The organism is Streptosporangium sp. 'caverna', from assembly GCF_003203775.1.
In the GTDB taxonomy this organism is placed as follows: Bacteria; Actinomycetota; Actinomycetes; order Streptosporangiales; family Streptosporangiaceae; genus Streptosporangium; species Streptosporangium subroseum.
On the sequence record NZ_CP029711.1, the window covers coordinates 6,928,019 to 6,947,439 of the forward strand.

Genomic DNA, 19,421 nt, shown 5'->3' on the forward strand with positions numbered 1-19,421 from the left:
CAATCGCCAACGGCGATACAGCCTGCCGACCCAGCAGGACAAGGAACAGGCCGTCCTGCACATCCCCGTCGACGAGTAGAGCGCGGGGTGTTGGGTCGGGCAGGGCCCCGACCCAACACCCCGCTGCCTCCAGCACGCCAGAATTTTCCTTCAGCAAATCTCTTGTACTCATTCAAAATTTTGTGCATTCTTCAAATATGACTTCGCGAGACCTGCTGAACGACCTTGTCGCCATCCGCTACCCGGCGCCGTACTTCTCCGAGGACGACCAGACCCCGCCGGCCGAGCGCGCTGCCGCGTCCGCCGACACTTCGAAGGCCCGCAGCGCCTTCATCTTGAAACTGGGAGCCGCGGCGGCAGAGCAGGGCCCGGACCACGATCCGCTCCTCGCCGCTCTTGAGGACCTCGTCACGATCAAGAAGGCCGCCGATGAACAGATCCGGCTGCTCCTGGCCTACGGCCGGGTCTACGTCACCCCGCGCCCCCACACCCTGGAAACCCTCGGCCGGGCCGCCGGCCTCACCCCCTCCGGCGTCAGCCGCGCCTTCGGCGCCAAGGAGATCCTCGCCGTCGGAGACCTCACCGGTCGGCGCCCCGCTGCGGCCGAGATCAAGGATCACGACCCCGATCTCTTCTCCGGCGACGACAGCCGAGGGCGATGCACCTGGGGAGGCAGCAAGAACAACCCCTGCACCGACGAGCCCAAGTATGCCGTCACCGACAAGTCCGGCACCAAGTGGGCCTGCTGCGACAGCCACCTGCCCGGCTATCTCCGCTCTCGTCCCCGTACCTGAGCCGAACGGACGCCCCCCGTACGGGCTGGGGAACCCACCACGAGCAACCCCGGCAGGGCGCCCAGGCCCGGCCCAATCCGACGCCCCGGAACACCCCGAATCGCGACTGTTTCACGTGCTTCGATCCATCAGATCGGTACCGGGCAGTGGATACCGCACCAGAGCAGGAGCGGCTTCGGGATACCGGTTCCTTCGGCGGTCCGGGGTAGTTGATGTTGTTGGTCATGTGGCCGCCTCCCCTGCCTTGGGGGAGCCAATCTGAAGAGCCAATGCCTTCTGACTCCCCCAGACCCACCGTGACCCCCTCAGGGCGTTGATACAGGTGAGAGGCTCACGAAACGACTCAGCGCGACCTAGATCTACCCGCGAGATTTCCCTGATGCGGAAGAGGTCACAGGTTCAATCCCTGCATCGTCCACCAGGTTTCATGGCAGACCTGGTCAAACAAGAGTCAGAGCCCCAGCTCACGGCCGATGCGCCCTCTCCCAGCATGTGGAACGGGCAGCCGCCATGAAGGTCGCTTCACAGGCCGAAGTCGGGCAGGCAGGCGTCCAGGCCGTGAAGCTCGACGGGGACCGGGCGGACGAAGTCGTGGCGATTCACGCGGAGCCGCTGGTCGACGCGGCGCCTGCCCTGAACCACCCGGGTGGTGATGCCGTCCGGTTGGTAGCCGAGCTTGCGGGAGACCGCCAATGACGCCGGGTTGTCCACAAACGCCGACGAGGTGGCCGTCTCCGCGCCCAGCCCGTCAAAGGCGAAACTCAGGACGGCGGCGCGCATTTCGGTGCCCAGGCCCTTGCCGTGCCAGGCACGCCCCAGCCAGGAGCCGGTGGAGACCTCCCGGCTGGTCGCGAAGTCCGTCGCGGCGATGCCTTGGGAGCCGATGACCTGGCCGTCGTGCACGACGACGAAGTTGGCCCGCCATTCCTCGGGCTGCCACGCGGCAAGCACCCCGAGATGGTATTGGATCGTGTTGCGCGGCAACTGATCGGCGGGCGCCTCGGTCCACGGCTGGAGGAACGGCATGAAGCCGGGCTCATGCACCCCTTCCAGTGCCCGGGCGGCGAGTTCGTCCAGGTCTGCCAGAGAGGGCAACCGCAGCTCCAGGCGGGGAGTGGTGAGGCGAAGATCGAAGAGAGGCCAGTGGCGCATACCCCGTGATTATCCCCGTGCGCCCGCCGTACGGCATCCGGATTAATCCCTGACCGATCCTGGTGGACCCCCGTCTCGTGACCGGCTGTGAAGCTCCCCAGGCCGGGAACGGTCATGATCAGCCCGGGAGGGGGTCGGGATCAGGTGATCGTGAAGCGCGCCGATCTCGGCACCCCTCAAAATCTGCCCACCAGGCACTTCTGCCTCCGCCGGGACAAAACCGCATCTCTCGCCATACGTTTGCTCGAGCCAGAGCGTTTTTCCGGCCTACGTTCTGTACTTTCTGAGCGGGTTTTCAGGGGCAGGGAGAGAAAATGGGAGAGCCGGACGAGCGGCGCGTGCTGCGAATCTCCAAGTTCCTGGCCAAGCACCTGCGCCACGAACCCGGGCGGATCGGGATCACCCTCGACGCCCACGGCTGGGTCGAGGTGGAGACACTGCTCGCCGCGGCGGCCGAGCACGGGTTCACGATCTCCCGGACCGAGCTGGAACGGGTCGTGGCCGGCAACGACAAGCAGCGCTACCTGATCGAGGACGGAAGGATCCGGGCCAACCAGGGTCACTCGGTGCCCGTGGACCTGGAGCTGCCGACCGTCGAACCACCGCCGTTCCTCTTTCACGGAACCGTGGCCCGCAACCTGGCCGCGATCCGGGCGGAGGGGCTACGGCCGATGACCCGCCATCACGTCCACCTGTCGCCGGACCGGGAGACCGCGACCCGGGTCGGCGCCCGTCGTGGCGCGCCGGTCGTCCTGGCGGTCGACGCCGGGGCGATGCACGAGGCCGGGCACGCGTTCCGCCTCAGCGCCAACGGCGTCTGGCTGGCCGAGCGGATCCCGCCCGCGTTCATCCGCTTCCCCGGCTGATCCATCGCTTCCGAGGAGAAGAGAACCGTTACGGCGTCAGAGCTGATCGGCCACCTCTTCATGGAGAGTCAGGGCTGATCGGCAGCCTCTTCGCAGAGGAGCGCACCGGACTTGGCGGAGACTCCGATGTGCTCCGGGAAAGCCGGGGCAGGTCAACCACCGTCTGCGGCCGCCTGGACGAGGTCGTTGCCACCGACGGTGAAGTGGATTTTGACGTCCTTGGAGTAGGTCGTGCCCTCGATCGCGCCGGAGAACCCGCGCACCTCAAGCGGGCCGGTGCCGCCGTTGACGACGATGTCGGCGCCGAAGACCTTGATGAAGACGGCCGTGTCCTCCGGCACGTCGAGGACCAGATCGATGCGGCCCTTCTGGCGGAAGTAGCGCAGCGCGGACGACGAGCCGATGTGCAGGACGTCGCCCTTGACGGAGGCCTCCGCGCCCAGCGTCGCCGTGTCGCCGAGCGCCCTGACCGTCACCGTCTCGGTCTTGACGGCGTTGATCCTGATGTTGCCGCCGACGATGCGAATCTCGACCCGCTTGATCAGGCCGGCCTCGGTGGAGCGGAACACTTCCACCGAACTGTCAGACGACACGGCGGTCTCCTCTGGATCTGCGACGGGGGTTCGTGCTTCCGACTGTCGCACGATGATCCAGAAGAGTGAAGATGGCCACGGTTACCGCCGCACAGGAAACCATGGACATCTCCGTCAAGGTGCCCCCCGGCACCTCCGCGGCCAACGCTATCCGGTGAGGACATGCTCAGGTGAGCACTTGAGCACAAGGAATCAGCGCCTGGCCGAATCCTCCGGAGGCGGTGCGCTGCCGCGAGGCGACCGTACGACGCCAGGTCCGGCCATCCGCCGAACACCGGCGCGCTGCCGCGAGGTGACCATATGCCCTCGGAGTCTCCGCCACCCCTTTTCGGTCACGGATCGCGTAGGGGCCCGCGGGCGACCTCGCACGCCGCTAACCCCAGGTTGAACGTTTGCCGACCTGCCTGCTCCTAACGTTTCCATGGCCGGCAGAGAGCCGGCGTCGGATCGAAGGAGTGGGTCGTGCGGCGGCTGAGAAGTGAGCGGCGACGGCGCGGCGTGATCGTCCCCCTGATCGGATTGATGGCGTGCGTGCTGTCCGCCTGCGAAGGCGGGAAACCGGTGTCGGCGCCGAGTCCGTCTCCGCCCATCGGGATCGCCGCGACCACCCCCGCCCCCCGTGGTGGATCGAGCACCCCGACCGGATCGGCCGCGCCGGTGGACGTCTACGCGCACGACCGGCCCGGCATGCTCAGCCCCGTCGTGGCGGGGTTCCCCGAGCGGGTCTACGTGCCCAACAGCGAGAGCAACACCGTCAGTGTGATCGACCCGCACACCTACCAGGTGGTCCGCACCTTCCCTGTGGGCCGGCGACCGCAGCACGTCGTCCCCTCGTGGGATCTGAAGACGCTCTGGGTCAACAACAACGACGGCAACTCCCTGACACCGATCGACCCGATGACCGGCAAGGAGGGCAAGCCGGTGTCCGTCGACGACCCCTACAACCTGTATTTCAGCCCGGACGGCCGCTCCGCCCTGGTGATGGCCGAGCGGGAGAACCGGCTCGACTTCCTCAACCCGCGCACCATGCAGCGCCGGTACTCGCTGCCCATGCCCTGCAGGGGAATCAACCACGCGGACTTCACCGCCGACGAGACCCTCATGCTCGCCAGCTGCGAGTTCTCCGGCCAGCTGGTGGTCATCGACATAGCCGACCGTAAGGTCCGCGCCGTCATCGACCTGGCGGACGGCGTCACGCGGCGCAAGGGCCTCCGGCGCGCGATGCCGAAGGACAGGAGCATGCCGTCCGGCATGGGGCACGACAGCATGGAGCACGACCTCATGCGGCACGGCCGCCTGGAGCACGACTCCATGGGGCATGACAGCATGGATCACGACTCCATGCATGGCCGCATGCCGTACCCCAACATGCCGCAGGACGTCAAACTCTCCCCGGACGGCACCACCTTCTACGTCGCCGACATGGCCAAGAACGGCGTGTGGGTCGTCGACGCCGGGAAGTTCCGTGTCACGGGTTTCATCCCGACCGGCGCGGGCGCTCACGGGCTCTACGTCAGCCGGGACTCGAAGGTGCTGTACGTCTCCAACCGGGGCGCCGGATCGGTCTCCGTCATCTCCTTCGCCCTGGGCCGCCCGATCGCCACCTGGCCCATCCCCGGCGGCGGTTCGCCGGACATGGGCGGCGTGTCAGCCGACGGCCGCAGCCTGTGGCTGTCCGGACGCTACAACGGGGTCGTCTACGTGTTCGACACCGGCACCGGCCGCCTCATCCGCACGATCAACGTCGGCGCCGGCCCGCACGGCCTGGCCATCTACCCCCAGCCCGGACGCTACTCGCTCGGCCACACGGGAGTCTTCCGTTGAAGTACGGCGACGGCCCGCCGGGGACCGGCTCCCCCTCCGCCCCGGATGACGCGGGTACGGCCGCCGCCATCGGGCGGCGCCCCGTTCTGCGCCTGGGAGCCGCCGCCACTCTGGGAACCGTGATCGGTTGCTCCGGAGAGCCCGGAGGGGCAGCCCCGGAGCCGGCCGCCCGGACGTCGGCGCCGACACGTCCCGGGACCGTCACGCCCTCTCCCCCGGGAAACGCGGCCCCACCCGTGCGGCTGCCCGCCGAGGTTCGGCACGGCCCCCGTGACCGGCCGCAGGTGGCGCTGACCTTCCACGGCGCAGGGCCGGTACGGCTGGCGGAGGACGTGCTGGCCACGGCCGAGCGGTCCGGCGCGCGCCTCACGGTCCTGGCGGTCGGCAGCTGGCTTGAGCGGTATCCCGGTATGGCCCGCCGCGTTCTGAGCGGCGGCCACGACCTTGGCAACCACACCCAGAACCACCTGGACATCTGCGGCATGGACGAACGGGCCGCTCACGCGGAGATCGCCGGATGCGCGACCCTGCTGCGCGAGCTCACCGGCTCGATCGGGTCCTGGTTCCGGCCGTCCGCGACCCGGCAGGCGACCCCACTGGTCCGCAGGCTCTCGGCCCGCGTCGGCTACCGCACCTGCCTGTCCTACGATCTCGACTCCCGCGACCACACCGACCCGGGACCCGCCGCGGTCGTGTCCACCGTTCTCGACGATGTGCGGCCAGGCTCCATCGTGAGCCTGCATCTGGGTCATCCCGGCACCGCCAAGGCGCTACCGGAGATCCTGGACGGCCTGCGGCGCCGCAGGCTGCGCGCTGTCACGGTCACCGAACTACTGGCCCGCTGACGGACGCGGCGGCGAGCTGCCCGGCAGGAGAAATGAGGGTGCGTGCCCTGCGATCAGCTGGATACCCTGCCTGAACAGACCACGGATATCGACGGTGCGAGAGTCATGGCGTGAAACAGCGGATGCGGGTCAGTCGCGTACGGCTCGGCACCGATGCCGCCCGGCGGTGCTACCGGGCCGCCCTTCGGTCCTAGTGCCGGTCGCCGCGGTTGTGGTCGCGGCGGTTGTGGTCGCGGTCGTAGTCGCGGTCGCGGTGGTTGCGGTCGTAGTGGTGGGAGCGGGCGTAATCGAAGGACACGGCCCTCCAGCCACCGTTGAACCACCGGTAGAAACGGTGCCCGTCGAAGCGGTAGCGCTCGCCGCGGTTGGATGTGCTCACGGCCACGGTCTGACTCGCGCTGACCGTGGCGGCCGAGACGGCCGCGGTGCTCGCGGTGGCGGCCGAGGCGGCTCCGCCGGTGGAGGCGATGATGCCACCGGCGATCGCCAGAGTCGCGGCCGCCGTCGCCAGGCTTCGTGTGATCTTCATGTCATTTCCCCCTTGAGTGGTGCGCGCTGTTCTCAACGCGCACCCTCAAGCTAGATGGGTGAAATGTTCTTTTCTGCGTACAAAGTCACATATAAGCCCTAGTGCGCACTATGACACACAAACGTCCTTTCCTGGGGTGTGACGTCGGCGACCGAGCCGGCCGCACCCTGGCCGGCGCCAACGTCAGCGACGGCACTGATGCGGGGCCTATCGGAGTGAAGTGGTTGTGGGATGCGGCTACCCGCGAGCAGTCCGGCGCCCCGCTCGCCGACCCCATCGGTCGGATGGCGTTGGCGTTCAGCCCGGATGGACGCACTCTGGCCGGTGTCATGTTCGGTATCGACGGCGAGCGAGACAGCGGTGTGCCTACAGCACCGGTTAGGCAAGATCGATGAGAGTAACGCCGCCGGTGAACCCGCCCTGCGACGAACGCCCCGAGGCCACTCGGCCTAAGTTGATCATGGGGACACGATGGGGTGTACTCGAGCGGCAAGCAGCGTCCTGGTCGCGCATTCACGTCCACTGCCGGATAGGGAAGTCTCGTTGAGCGATATACCTGATCTTGGTCCGATGCCCCAGCGCCTCACGGTCGACGCGGAGCAGGTCCATCGGCTCATCGCCGAACAGTTTCCTCAGTGGGCGGACCTCCCGATTGAGCCCGTGGCCAACGGTGGCTGGGATAACCGGACCTTCCACCTAGGCGACGGAATGCTGGTGCGTTTGCCCAGTGCATCCGAGTACGCCTTGGCGGTTGAAAAGGAACACCGGTGGCTTCCGCCGCTCGCCTCCCGGCTTCCGCTGCCCATTCCTGTCCCGCTGGCGAAGGGCGAGCCAGGTGCGGGCTACCCCTTCTCGTGGTCGATCTACCGGTGGCTTGACGGCGAGCCCGCGAGCGCCGACCGGATCGCCGATCCGGTCCGATTCGCGGTCGACCTGGCCGGCTTCGTCACGGCCTTGCAGAGCATCGACACCGCTGACGGCCCCCGGCCGGGAAAGCACAACTGGTTCCGGGGCGCCACACTGCGCACCTATGAGGGGCAGCTCGAGAGCGCGCTGGAGAAACTGGACGGCCGCGTCGACGTCAGCCTGGTGCGCGAGATCTGGAAGACCGCACTGGACGCGCGCTGGGACGGTGTGGACAGTTGGTTCCACGGTGACCTTGCCCAGGGCAATCTCCTGCTCAAGGACGGGCGATTGGCGGCGGTCATCGACTTCGGCACGTGCGGCGTCGGCGACCCGGCCTGCGACCTGGCAGTTGCATGGACGTTGCTGACCGCTGACGGCCGTCAGGCGTTCCGCGAGCGACTGTCCGTTGACGATGCAAGGTGGGCGCGCGGGCGTGGCTGGGCTCTCTGGAAGACGATGGCCACCTGCTCTCACACCCTGGGCGATACCGACGAGCCGGCGCTGAACGCACGGCGCGCCCTGACCGAGATCTTCGCCGAGTACTCAGCGGGGAGCCATCCCGCCGACCACTACTTGCGGACGGCAGAGTACGAAGGCGAACAGCACCTGCCGGCCGCCGGAAGTGACCACTTGAGCGGCCGGCAGGAGATCCCGTAACGGGCCGCCACACCGGTCAGGGCTTGCAACGGGCCGGGTCGCCGTGCAGGAAGTCGTCCCGGCCCGTTTTTGTGTTCTTGTCCCCTCCGGCCCAGGTCAGCACTTCCCCGCTCTTGAGACCCTCCAGGTCCTCGACCGTGAACGGCACCCGTCCCTTCAGGCCCCTGTTGCCCATGCTGCCGCTGACGTTCGCGACGTACGGGACGCCCTTCTGCAAGGCGGTGAGCTGGTCGCCCGTGGACCGCCAGCCCTCGGGCGGGTCCTGGAAGACCCGGACGTCCTGCACCGAACCTGTCCAGCCGTCGTTGTGCACGCTCCAGCCGACCGGCTCGCCGTCGTCGTCGGTGTCGGCGACGACGGAGAAGTCTCGCGTGACATAGCCGGGGCAGTCGGCCGACAGCAGCCTGAGGCCACCGTCCTCGACCCGTTCGACGGCGAGGACGCCTTTCGGCTCGGGTGTGCACCCCGTGCCGAAGAAGACCAGAGCGATCGACGCGACGGCCGCGTATCTCAGCCCCGGCCTCCTTCTGCGAATCATCGTTCCATCATCCTCTCTACTGCCTGGGCCTGTATTCCAGCGGCGCCCAGTTCAGGTAACCGCCCCACCACAGGTTGGCGTCCATCTCGAAGCGGTTGGAGACCGCGGGGTCACCCACGCTCATCCGGGAGTGCAGGGAGGCGATGCCGTAGTCGGTGATGAAATCGGTGGCGTTCCGGTAACGCGACCACTGCTGCGAGTGCACCGCCTCGTGCTTCTCGATGTTCGGCCCGTACTCGTCCGCCACCTTGCGGCCGGCGACCTTCGCGATGTCGTCCCGGGTCTGCTTCTCCTCCCGCAGCTGGTCCTTGAAGTTCTTCTTCGCGTACGGGTAGAAGTGGACGTCCCCGACCGTCATCGGCTGGTCGCCTCCGGGAGAGCCGCCGTAACAGACGTACTGCAGGGAACGGCGTTCGCAACTGCCGTCGCTGAGTCCCGGCAGCGCGTGGTACGCCATGGCCAGCTCGTTCGCGCCGTTGAAGTTGTTTCCCCAGTGGAACGGGTTGGTGAGGAGCGCCTTCACCAGGTTGACCCCGTTGTCACGGTTGAGCGGCGGCTTGCAGAAGCACCCGCCGGGCGGGGGCTTCGGCGACGGGCCCGGAGACGGGGACGGCCTCGACGCGGACTTCTTCTTTTTCTTCTGCATGTAGGGCGGGGTGGCGATGTGGGTCTTCGGGTTGTAACCGACCTGCTTCTGCACCTTCTTCGAGCAGTACTTCAGGTCGTACTGGCAGGAGTTGGGCCTGGACCCGATCTCCTCGCCCGTCGGGTCGCTGAACGTGACGGGGTTGCTGTTCCCGTACGAGTAGCCGTTCAGGGACTGGCTCTGGTCGGTGGAGAGCACGGGGTCCACGCTCAGGAACCTGCCGATGAGCGGGTCGTACATGCGGGCCCCGACGTAGGTGAGCCCGGTGGCGTCGTCGGCGGGTTTGCCGAGGAATCCCTTGTCGTCGAGCCACTCGCCGCCGACCGTCGTGCCGCGCGGCGCGCCGAACGGGGTCGTGTAGCGCTTGCTGATGGCCTGGCTGCTCGCGTCGACCGCCAGCGAGGACGTGCCGTGCGCGTCGCCGGCGAGGAAGGAGACCGTGTTCGTCCCCGTCTCCCTGCTGCGCACCGCGATCACCTGGGCGTTCGCCGTGTAGAAGCGGCTGCCCCAGGTCTTGACGGTGCTTCCCGTCTTCTTCGAGTGGATCTCGGTGGCGCCGAGATAGAGCACGCTTTCACCGTCGCCCACCGCGCGGCGGATCAGCAGCGACCCGTCGGCGTCGTACAGGTAGTCGGTCTTCTGCGTGCCCTGCGTCAGGGTGGCGATGCGGCCCTGCGCATCCCAGGTCAGAACCTGGCCGCCGCGCCCCGTGGTGTTGCCGGACTTGTCGTAGGTGTAGGTGGCGGGTGCGCCCGTGCAGGAGCCGGTGGCCGTGATCGCGGTGAGGGCGTGCCGCTTGGCGGTGTCGCCGTAGCAGTAGGCCGAGGAGGTGGCGGTGGAGCCGTTGTACTTCGTCTCCGCGGTTCGCAGGCCCGCGCCGTTGTAGGCGTAGCCGGTACGGTACGGGGCCGCGCCGCCGAGTGTCCTGCCGGTGCAGTCGTCCGTGGCCGGCGTCCAGGCCTCGGACAGGCGGCGCTGCCCGTCGTAGGCGAAGCACTGGATGTCGCTCATGCCCGCGCCGTCCTGCGTCGGGGTGTCGGCGATCCCGGTGACATTGCCCGCGTCGTCGTAGCGGTAGGTCAGGTCCTGCGGTTTGACCGGCGTGGACTGGGTGGTGACGAAGGACCTCTTCAGCCGGTCGGTCCCCTCTTCGTAGCTGTTGTTGATGAAGGTCTTCTTGGCGCCGGCGGCTCCCGACAGACCGAGGGTGAACTGCTCGGCCAGACCGAGGGCGTTGTAACTGGCCGCCTGGAGATAGTCGTTGGTGCCGGTGACCCCGACGACCTGTCCGGTCGGCGTGTAGGTCAGGCTGACGGTCTCTCCGGCGAGGCCTCCGGCCGCGGGCTCCGTGGAGTTCTTCAGGGTGCCGTCGAGGTTGTACGTGCTCGCGAAGGTGTAGCCGGCCTGTGCCGCTCCCGACGTGACCATCGGGTCGTTCGGGTCGATGGCGATCTCGGTGCTGGTCGCACGGTACTGAAGGTCGTAGGCGAGGACCTTCTTGGTGTACGCCCTGCCCGAGACCCCGCCGTCGTAGCTGGTCGACGAGGTCAGCTGCCCCTTCGTCAGCGTGTCGTACGTCCAGGCGGCGAGTTTGCCCGCGTCGGTGCGGGACCCGGACCACAGCCCGGTCTTGCGGCCGAGCTCGTCGTAGCCGTACAGCAGCACGGTGCCGTTCGCGCCGGTCACCGTGTCGGTCTGGTCGAGCGCGGTGTAGCGGACGGTGCTGTCGCCCTTGTCGGGGTCGGAGATACCGGTCTGCCGCCCGTAGAGGTCGTAGGTGGAGGACCATTTGGCGCCGTCGGGGCCGGTGACGGTCCGCTCCCGGCCGTCGGGCGTGTAGGTGAAGGAGGTGGAGACGTAGCCGCTGGACGTCGGGGCGCCGTACTGGGTGTCGGCGGGCGAGGTCGAGTTGTACTCGCGGCTCTCGACGGTGCGTCCCAGCGCGTCGGTGATGGTCCGGGTCGCCTTGCCGCCGGCCGGTGCGCCGACGGCGGTGGAGTCACCGGTGTAGGAGGTGGTGGTCGTCCATTTCTGCACGCCGTACGTGTGCAACGTGCTGCTGGTCTCGCGGCCGGCGCCGTCGAAGACGATACTCGTCTGCTTGGGCGCCTCGCCGTACTCCTCGCGGGTGTAGGTCGCGTTCGGCGTGTTCTTCGCGTCGAAGATGTCGGCGTACGTCTCGTAGGCGAGGCCCCGCGAGTCGTAGCGGGTGTCGGTCAGCAGCCGTCCGCCGTTCGGCGTGGGCCGCTGCGTCTGCATGGGCCGCAGAAGCGAGTCGAAGATCTGGTACGACCAGGTGGCCGTGGTGGACGACTTGAGGGTCGAGGTGCCGATCGCGGGCGCCTTGCCGCGTTCGTACACGTAGGAGTAGGCCATGCTGGCGGTCTGGCCGCCGTCCTTGCTCCGGTCGGGCAGCCACACCCCGGTCAGCCTGCCGAGGCCGTCGTAGGTCTGCTCGGTCTTGGCGTTGTTCGGATCGTAGGTACGCAGCGGCAGGCCGCGCATCCCGTCGAGGAAGGTGGTGACCTTCTGCTGCTTGGCGTTGGTGACCGTCGTCCCGGTGGGGACGCCGGCGCCCGTCGGCGTGTACCCGGTGACGGTGCCGTTGCCGCCCGCGTCGGTGACGGTCAGCGGCCTGCCCAGCATGTCGTAGGTGGTCTTGGCCGTGCGCTGCCAGCCCGCCGGTGGCCGGTCGTCGCCGGTGACGGCGGCCGGGTAGCCGGTGGGCCGCCCCGTCCAGGTCGAGTCGCCCTTGACCGGCTTCTGCCCGGCGGACCAGCCGGTCGCGGTGGCGTTGTCATAAACGGTGGCCGTGTCGGACAGCACGTCGCCGGCGGCTCCGCTGCCGGTGGGCAGCGACAGGTCGGCCTCGGCCACCGAACAGGGCCGGCCGACTTCGCGGGTGCGGGAGACGAGCGAGTTGATGCCCCTGGCGTCGTCGCGTGCGTACCAGGTGCGGGTGCACGCCTCGTCGCCGCTCTTGGCGATGTCGCCCGTGCTGTCCTGCTTGACCGCCATGCCGTAGCCGTCGAACGTCGTGGAGGTGGTGGAGGTGCGCCAGGTCTTGGGGACGGTGAGGTAGGTGTGCTCCGACGTCTTGCCGATGCGCACGTAGTAGGCCTCGGTGTCGGCGTACGACTTGTGCTGGGTCGCGGTCTTCGCCGACCAGAAGTCGTTGACCGTCACGTCGACGGGATCGGCCCCGTTGTAGCTGATCTCCTCGCGGGTGAGGCTCGCGTACTGCTCGGAGTCGACGAGGTCGGGAACGTCGAGCCCGGCGATGTCGAGGCCGGGCACGGAGACGGCGCGCCGCCTGTCGGGGTCGACGGCTCTGGGGGTACCGGCCTTGAGCAGCCGGTCGCCGTTCATGCCCTGGAGGTAGACGGAGACGTTCTTGGTACGGGTGCCGTCGGTGTCGCCGACGTACGTGGTGACCTTCTGGTAGCCGCGCCAGATCGACCAGGTGCGCTCGTCGGCCGGGGTGAACGGGCTGTCGTTGTAGTGCCAGGCCGGCTTCTCGTACTCGTAGGTGTATTCGGTGAGCGGGTTGTACCCCGCCGGATCGGCGGTGTTCACCGCGAGCACGCGGTACTTGTTGAACCAGTCGATGGCCGCGTCGGTGGCGCCGTTGATGTGCCAGAACTGCGGATAGCAGGACAGGGAGTTGTCGTCCTCGGCCTTCGGCATCAGCGATCCGCGCACGCATTCGGGCTCGTTGTAGCTGACCGTGGTGATCGCGCCGGTCTCCGAGGTGATCGTCTCGATGCGCGGCCTGGTCAGCGGCAGGATGTTGCCGCCGCCCGGCTGGGTGCCGCCCGCGACCCGGTTGGGCCGCATCAGATACGTGAAGGAGACCGGGTCGAGCGTCAGGGGCGTGCCCGAGGCGCCGGTGCGCACGATCGACATCAGCGACAGCGACTGGTCGGAGGAGGTGCCGATGTCGCCGCCGTCCAGATACTTCTGGGTGAACGCCCAGGAGTCGACCGGCTTGTACGCGGTCCCCGACAGCACGGACGACTCGATCTTCACCAGCCGCTTGCGCGAGAAGAAGGCGGGGCTCTCCGCGTGGCAGTCGTCCTTGTCCTCGTCCTTGGTGCAGATGGCGTCGAAGGGGACGTCGGGCCAGTTCTGCGCGGTGGCCTTGGTCAGGCTGCCGCAGTCGGAGGCCGTGCAGCGCTCGGCGTAGGAGAAGGTCACCTTGTCGGGGGCGTCCGCGGTGAAGAGCGTGTCGGACCGCTGCCCGTAGAGGATCCTTTCGAGGTAACCGCCGCGCGTGTAAAGGGTGGTCGCGGTGTCGGCCTTGTTCTTGCGGTAGTAGTTGGTCTCCGTCGTGTACCAGTACGACATGGCGTTGCCGTGGGTGTCCTCGACGTAGTCGAGGTTCCACCGCCACGCCTGGGTGAGGGAGCGGTCGGCGAAGGCGTCGCCCTTGTCGTAGCCGGGCTCGCCGGAGTCGTCGCCGTACACCGGGACCGTCCACACCGCGTTGGTGCGCTGCGTGCCCGCGCCGGTCAGCTTGTTGAGGCCGAAGACGTACTTGGTGCCGTCGCCGGTGATGACGGTCCAGTACTCGCCGTCGTTGTCGCCGTTGTCGGCGCCCGTGGAGCGGGTGACGGTGGAGGCGTCGTCGTTTTTCAGGCGCCACTTGCCCGTGCTGTCGTCCTTGACGAGTTCGCTGGACTTGCCGTTGAGGACGAGCGAGGCGTTGTCGTACTTCCAGCAGATGTCGCGCTGCTTGTCGTGGCCGTCCTCGTCGCAGGAGCCGTACTGGCGGTCGACGTAGGAGGTGGCCGCCAGCTCGAAGCCCTCACCGGCCGAGGTGCCCTGGTTGTTGCTGGTGGACGTGCGCCCGTCCACGCCGCCCGAGTCGTAGGACAGGTCGAGCGAGGGCGCGGGTCCCGCCGCGGGCTCCACCGGGGCCATCGGATACGACCAGGTGAAGGAGCCGGAACCGCCGCCCGCCTCCCAGGTGGACGACGAGGCCAGCGGGGTGGCCGCGTAGTTGCCGCTGCCGTCGGGCGCCTCGCCTTCCGCGCCGGGGGTCTCGGCGGTCAGGGCCAGCACGGCCGGAGCCGCCCCCAGGGTGACCGGCGCGGAGAGGGTCTGCGCGGTTGCGGCGTTGTCGGAGTCCAGCGGGGTCTGGGTGCGGCACCCGTCCTGCTCGGGCGTGGTCAGCGCGCAGGCGGGCAATTGCACGAGGTGGAGGCGGCCGCTCCATCCGCCGCCGTACGCCGAGGCGAAGGCGGCGTAGCCGACGCTCAGCTTCGCGCTGCCCTCGGTCGGTGCCGACGCGGTCAGCAGCACGCCGTCCACCCCGGCCGCTTCGGTGGCGGCGCGGTCGAGGACTCGCACGCGAGCCGGCTCCGAACCGGCCGCCGTGCCGGGGCCCGTTCCGTCCGCCGTCAGGGCGACGGGCAGCCCGCCCACGGTGGCCCTGCCGCCGACCGGAACGTCCGCCTCGCCGGCCTCCGGCCACCGGCCGGCCGTACGCTCCCTGTCGGCCCGCTCCGCCGAGGAGTCGTTACGCGCCTTGGACGCGGCGACCTTCTCCCGGGCCTCCCTGGCACCGGTCGCGTTCATGGCCCTGACCTTGCTGGACCGTTGCTTCGGTACGGCGGGGGCGCCGGGTGGCCCGTCCGCCGCGAGCGCCATGGGCGTCAGCCCCATGGGTAAGAACACCACCACCGCCACCGCGGTCACCAAGGCAGCGCGTATTCCTGCCGGACCCATGACCCAACTCCCTCAAGAGGACAGAAAGAAAGAACCAGCTGATCAACCGGGAGAAACCAGACGTGCGGGGACCGGGGTGCCGGTCCCCGCACGTCGTCAGTCGCCGACGACTGCGTCGATCTGGTCGGAATCGGACATGGCGCCCGCCCAGAGCCTCAGATCGGTGATCCGCGCCGGCAGGAAGTGGCCCCAGGCAGTCGCGCTGAAGCCCTTGCCGACCGCGAAATCACCGGATCCGGCCGTCGCGGTGTACGCCAGGTCGAGGTCGTTCTGCTCGTGGCCGACGTAGAGCCGTACGACGGGCCCGCCGGGTGCCAGGGCGTCGTAGACGCCGGTCAGCCGGACCGGGCTCTGCAGGCTCGCCGAGGCGTCGGAGCTCACCCAGCTCTTCGTGCCGTCCTTGTTGACCCGGCCGAAGCGCCAGAAGCCGACCGGGACGGTGATCTCGTTGCCGTCGTCGTCGAGCTGCGTCTCCTTTCCGGTCAGCTCGAACCAGATCCCCCACGAAGATCCGTCCGCGGTGCGCTGCCCGGCCACCTGGCCGACGGATCCGATCGCCATCGCAAGAACCTTGTCCTGGTCGAGCTCGGCCTTCACGGTCACCGTGAAGGAGCCGGTGTCGTCGACGACCGAGCCCGCGGTGGTGGCCGCGTCATCGGTGCCGTCCAGCACCAGGGCCTCGCCGTCCAGTGACGCGCCGCCGGCCAGCGCCAGCGAGCGGCCGTATCCGGAGAGCGAGTCGGGCAGCGCCGTTCCGGTGGCGCCCGCGGGGTCCCAGTCCGCCACCAGCTCCACGTCGTTGCGCCCCGACGCGGCGGACTCCGACCGCGCCTCCGTCGCGACCTCGTCCGGGGTCAGGATCCGCTGCCAGGCGGCGACCTCGTCGATGGAGCCGGAGAAGTAGTACTGGAAGACATTGGCCCACTTGTAGCGGCCGATCTCCAGCGGGCCCGTCGCGGACCACGAACCGGCGACCGTGGCGGTGCCCTGCGGCAGGCCGTTGACGTAGAACTTCAGTTGCTGCGTGGTCGGGTCGTAGGTGCCGGCCAGATGGGTCCAGGCGTTCACCTGGGCCGCGTTGTTCTTCGCGCAGACCCCGAAGTACGCCTTGCCCGTCGCCTCGTCCTTGTCCTTGACACCGAAGCAGTAGGACACGCGGGCCTTGTCGTACCAGATGATGAAGGGGCTGTATCCCCCGGCGCCGTCCTGCGACACCACGATGGCGTCCGTGGTCATCTTGTCGGGCCGTGCCCAGGCCGCGACCGTGTAGGCGGAGCGCGTTTCCAGCACGGGTCCCGAGGTCGCCGCGTATCCCGACGTGCCGTTCAGGCTCATTCCCCTGTCGGTCCGCGGGGCCTCCAGCGGCCGGCCGCCGTCGTCGTACCAGAGCTCGCCGCGGCGTCCCCTGTCGGTTCGCACGGCGCCGGTGGAGAGCGTGGCGCCGTGGCCCGCGGTGCCGGACGCGTCGACGGCGACGCCGGAGTCCTCGTCGAAGTGCCACCTGCCGACAGGCCCCGCTCCCGCGGCGACCAGGAAGTCGACGACGGTGGTGGCGCCGTACCGGCCCACGTTGTCCTTGGCCCGTACGAACAGGCTGTACGTGCCGGAGGCCTGCGGAGTGATCACGGGTTTGACCGTGGCGCCCGTGACCGCCGCCGACCAGGTCGGGGTGGTGGACGGACGATACTCGTACGACACGTTGTTGGAGTCACCGGACGCCGGCGCGAACGTGAACGTCGCGCTCTGCCCCGGGCCGCCGGCCGGCACGCAAGCGGTGGCGGTGCACGCGGTGTACGGGGCGCCGAGCGTGACCACGGGGGCCTTCGGCGCGGTCGGGTCGACCTTGAAGTAGCAGTAGCCGGTGGTCGAGCCGTTCGAGGGCCCGGGCAACTGCTTGGTGTAGTTGCTGTAGTACGAGCGCGTCCATGACCTGTAGCGGTACAGCACCCCTTCGGAGAGCGTCGGCGTGGACGCGGTCACCTTCGTGTTGTCGGCGACGTGCCCGGTCGTCGGCCGCTCCATGGTGGTGAAGGCGTCCGGCCAGGTCCCGTCGGCGAGCTTCTTGTCGACGTCCATCGCCGCCCGCAGCATCGCCCCGGACTCACCGCCCGAGACGGTCTGCGGGGTGGACGCCAGGGTGGGCGTGGGGTCGGAGACGACCGCCGGCGCCGTCTCCTTGGTCTCGCAGACCGTGCCGGAACCGGTCACGAGGCCGATGCCGGTCGGCTTCGCCGGAAGCCCCACGTAGTCCACGGCCAGCACGGCGTCGTTCCTGAACCGCTTCCAGGCGGAGGTGTCGCCCTCGTCGTGCGCCCGCAGCTCCAGCGTGAGCTTGGCGAACTTACCCGCCGCGAAGTCCTTCACGGTCGGGGTCAGGTTCTCGTTGGTCTCCTCGGGGTTGTCCCTGAAGTCGATGGGCGCGGTCGACTGGTCCGGGTCGCACGCCGAGCCACGGCCCGCCGACACGTTGCGGTCGACCATCCAGTCGAGCTCCTTGGGCCGGCCCGACCAGGTCGTGGACGACGAGACGTTGTTCGTGCGGACGAGGTCGACCCACCGGGGAGAGCACTGGAACGCCCATGGCTCGGTGACGCGGAACGTCGCGCTCAGCACCTGCTTGCCCTTGAGGCTGGCGGGCGAGAACTGGAAGTACAGCCGCTGGGTGTAACCGGGTCCGCAGTAGTAGCCGCTCCAGGTGCCGCAGTGGCCGACGCCCTCGCCCTGGTTGCTGCTGCCGTTGCCCCAGTTGTACGACTTGTAGCCGTCCGAGCGGAGCAGCGTCCTGTCGGTTTCGCCCCAGGTGACGGTCGGGTCGATATAGACGGGGTAGGCGGCCTCGTCCTTCTGCTGGAGCAGCTTGACGTCAGGGACGAGGGTGAGACTGTCCTGGTCGACCTGGATGGGAAGTTCGGCGTGCCCGGCCCCGGGGGCCGGTCCGTCGGCGGCGTCTCCCTCGCCCGCGGTGGCGGCGTCATACGGGGCCGCGGTGGCGGCGTCATTCGGGGCCGCGGCCGATGCGCGCCCGGTGAGCGACGAGGCGGGCTTCTTCTCCGCGCCGGCCTGGCCCGCGGTGATGTCACCGGTGGAGTCCCACATGGCGGCGGGCGGCGAGGAGAAGACCTCGGTGGCGTTGCCGTCGGTCGCGGACATGCCGCCGTCCTCGGTCTCCTCCACCTTCAGTCCGGACGACGTGACCGCGTACTCGATCCGCTCGAGCGCGGGGTTGCCTGCGGCCTCCGGAGTCTTGACGACCAGAACCTGACGGAAGCCCTCGGTCGTCGCGGTCATTCTGAGGTCGACGTCCGGCAGCACATCGCGGTAGGTGGCATTCGGTCCGTCCAGCACCGGGGCCGGCAGTCTCTGCGGCCATCCCAGCGCGAGGACCCGGCCGTCACGGGTCATCGTCACCAGCTGGGCACCGTCGCCGCCTCCGGAGAAGGCGATCCCCACGGCGGCGGCCACCGGTCCCACGCTTCCGTCGGCGCGCCGCTCAAGCGTGGCGTCGGGCGCCACCCACGCGCCATCCGCTCCCTTGACCCGGACGGGCACGGTCGACTGCTCCAGATGGAACGAGCTGCCGTCGGGATTGGCGTATGTGGTGGTGAACTCGGTCCGGGCCTCGGTCACCTCGACCGGCTCCCCGGTCTTGGCCGCGTCGCTCGACGCCTGCTGCCACTCGCCGAGCCGAACGCCGCCGGACGCGGCCTGACCTCTGTCTGCCGCCCTCGCCGCCGAGGGCGCCCCTGCCCCTAACAACACACCCACCATGACCATGGCAGCGGGCGTGCGCCAACCCCGGAGGCCGGGACACATTAACATATTTTGTCTCCAGGATTAATGACATCTTCAAGATCGCCACATCCTGGCATCGGGTGTCAGTTCACGTCAACGAATAGCCCGATCCCTTACTCCTGTAAATAAACTGTAAACAAACGGTTATATCACCCCAAACATCTCATATCGCAATATGTTGCCTGTCAGGTGGACACCATTGCACATCGGCCGCCTCATCCCAGAAGCCACGTCAAGGGTGGCGACGACCGCCCTCGGGAAGGGCGACAATGTCCCGTGGACCGAGACGTCCGCCTTCCGACGCCCGGAGCGCCGACGAACCCGCCCGAGCCGCCGACGGGCACCGCCGGGCCGGCGACCGGTGATGGCGTTTCTTCACTTCTCACTCGATGCAGAGGAGGAAACGCGCAAGAATTTCAGCCGGGCCACGCCTTCCGCCGATTCTTTCGGCCGCTATAAATCCCTTACCCGGACTATCCGTATTTTCCTTCTTCCCTCGATCGGCCGATCCCCGTTCCCGCATATCAACCGGTCGGAGCAACTGACAGC

11 protein-coding genes are annotated in these 19,421 nt (G+C 68.6%); 5 read left to right on the top strand and 6 right to left on the bottom strand.

The window, feature by feature from the left end:
* The first annotated feature begins 197 nt into the window (after positions 1 to 197).
* Entirely contained in the window at positions 198 to 794 is a 597-nt protein-coding gene (locus DKM19_RS30270) for a hypothetical protein (protein WP_110700271.1), read from the top strand.
* 522 nt (positions 795 to 1,316) lie between these two features.
* Here DKM19_RS30270 and DKM19_RS30275 read toward each other — a convergent pair.
* Positions 1,317 to 1,946 (bottom strand): GNAT family N-acetyltransferase, encoded by a 630-nt coding sequence (locus tag DKM19_RS30275; protein ID WP_110700273.1) that lies wholly within the window; start codon positions 1,944 to 1,946, stop codon positions 1,317 to 1,319.
* Between the two features lie 314 nt (positions 1,947 to 2,260).
* On the opposite strand from DKM19_RS30275, the gene DKM19_RS30280 reads away from it, so the two are divergent.
* Complete coding sequence (locus tag DKM19_RS30280) at positions 2,261 to 2,812, top strand: RNA 2'-phosphotransferase (protein ID WP_110700275.1); 552 nt, start codon at positions 2,261 to 2,263, stop codon at positions 2,810 to 2,812.
* A gap of 152 nt (positions 2,813 to 2,964) precedes the next feature.
* On the opposite strand, the gene DKM19_RS30285 is transcribed toward DKM19_RS30280, so the two are convergent.
* On the bottom strand, positions 2,965 to 3,405 hold the full coding sequence (locus tag DKM19_RS30285) for a hypothetical protein (RefSeq protein ID WP_162641883.1): 441 nt from the start codon (positions 3,403 to 3,405) through the stop codon (positions 2,965 to 2,967).
* Between the two features lie 462 nt (positions 3,406 to 3,867).
* On the opposite strand from DKM19_RS30285, the gene DKM19_RS30290 reads away from it, so the two are divergent.
* Together DKM19_RS30290 and DKM19_RS30295 are read left to right on the top strand one after the other, a co-directional pair.
* The gene (locus DKM19_RS30290; protein ID WP_239513662.1) at positions 3,868 to 5,229 is read left to right on the top strand and encodes a YncE family protein; all 1,362 of its coding nucleotides are present in this window, start codon (positions 3,868 to 3,870) and stop codon (positions 5,227 to 5,229) included.
* The gene (locus DKM19_RS30295; RefSeq protein ID WP_110700279.1) at positions 5,226 to 6,074 is read left to right on the top strand and encodes a polysaccharide deacetylase family protein; all 849 of its coding nucleotides are present in this window, start codon (positions 5,226 to 5,228) and stop codon (positions 6,072 to 6,074) included. Before DKM19_RS30290 ends, DKM19_RS30295 begins: the two co-directional genes overlap by 4 nt.
* Positions 6,075 to 6,264: 190 nt before the next feature.
* On the opposite strand, the gene DKM19_RS49895 is transcribed toward DKM19_RS30295, so the two are convergent.
* Positions 6,265 to 6,603 carry a hypothetical protein gene (locus DKM19_RS49895; RefSeq protein WP_162641884.1) on the bottom strand — a complete coding sequence of 113 codons (339 nt, stop codon included), beginning with the start codon at positions 6,601 to 6,603 and terminating at the stop codon, positions 6,265 to 6,267.
* Positions 6,604 to 7,173: 570 nt separating this feature from the next.
* On the opposite strand from DKM19_RS49895, the gene DKM19_RS30300 reads away from it, so the two are divergent.
* Complete coding sequence (locus DKM19_RS30300; protein ID WP_110700281.1) at positions 7,174 to 8,166, top strand: aminoglycoside phosphotransferase family protein; 993 nt, start codon at positions 7,174 to 7,176, stop codon at positions 8,164 to 8,166.
* A gap of 16 nt (positions 8,167 to 8,182) precedes the next feature.
* Here DKM19_RS30300 and DKM19_RS30305 read toward each other — a convergent pair whose 3' ends face one another.
* The 3 genes from DKM19_RS30305 to DKM19_RS30315 form a co-directional block, all read right to left on the bottom strand.
* Positions 8,183 to 8,704: a hypothetical protein gene (locus DKM19_RS30305; RefSeq protein ID WP_110700283.1), complete on the bottom strand. Its 522-nt coding sequence runs from the start codon at positions 8,702 to 8,704 to the stop codon at positions 8,183 to 8,185.
* 16 nt (positions 8,705 to 8,720) lie between these two features.
* Positions 8,721 to 15,080: an RHS repeat-associated core domain-containing protein gene (locus DKM19_RS52815; protein WP_204358311.1), complete on the bottom strand. Its 6,360-nt coding sequence runs from the start codon at positions 15,078 to 15,080 to the stop codon at positions 8,721 to 8,723.
* Between the two features lie 96 nt (positions 15,081 to 15,176).
* Positions 15,177 to 18,839, bottom strand: a complete 3,663-nt coding sequence (locus DKM19_RS30315) for a LamG domain-containing protein (RefSeq protein ID WP_204358312.1) — start codon at positions 18,837 to 18,839, stop codon at positions 15,177 to 15,179.
* Between the last annotated feature and the right edge of the window lie 582 nt (positions 18,840 to 19,421).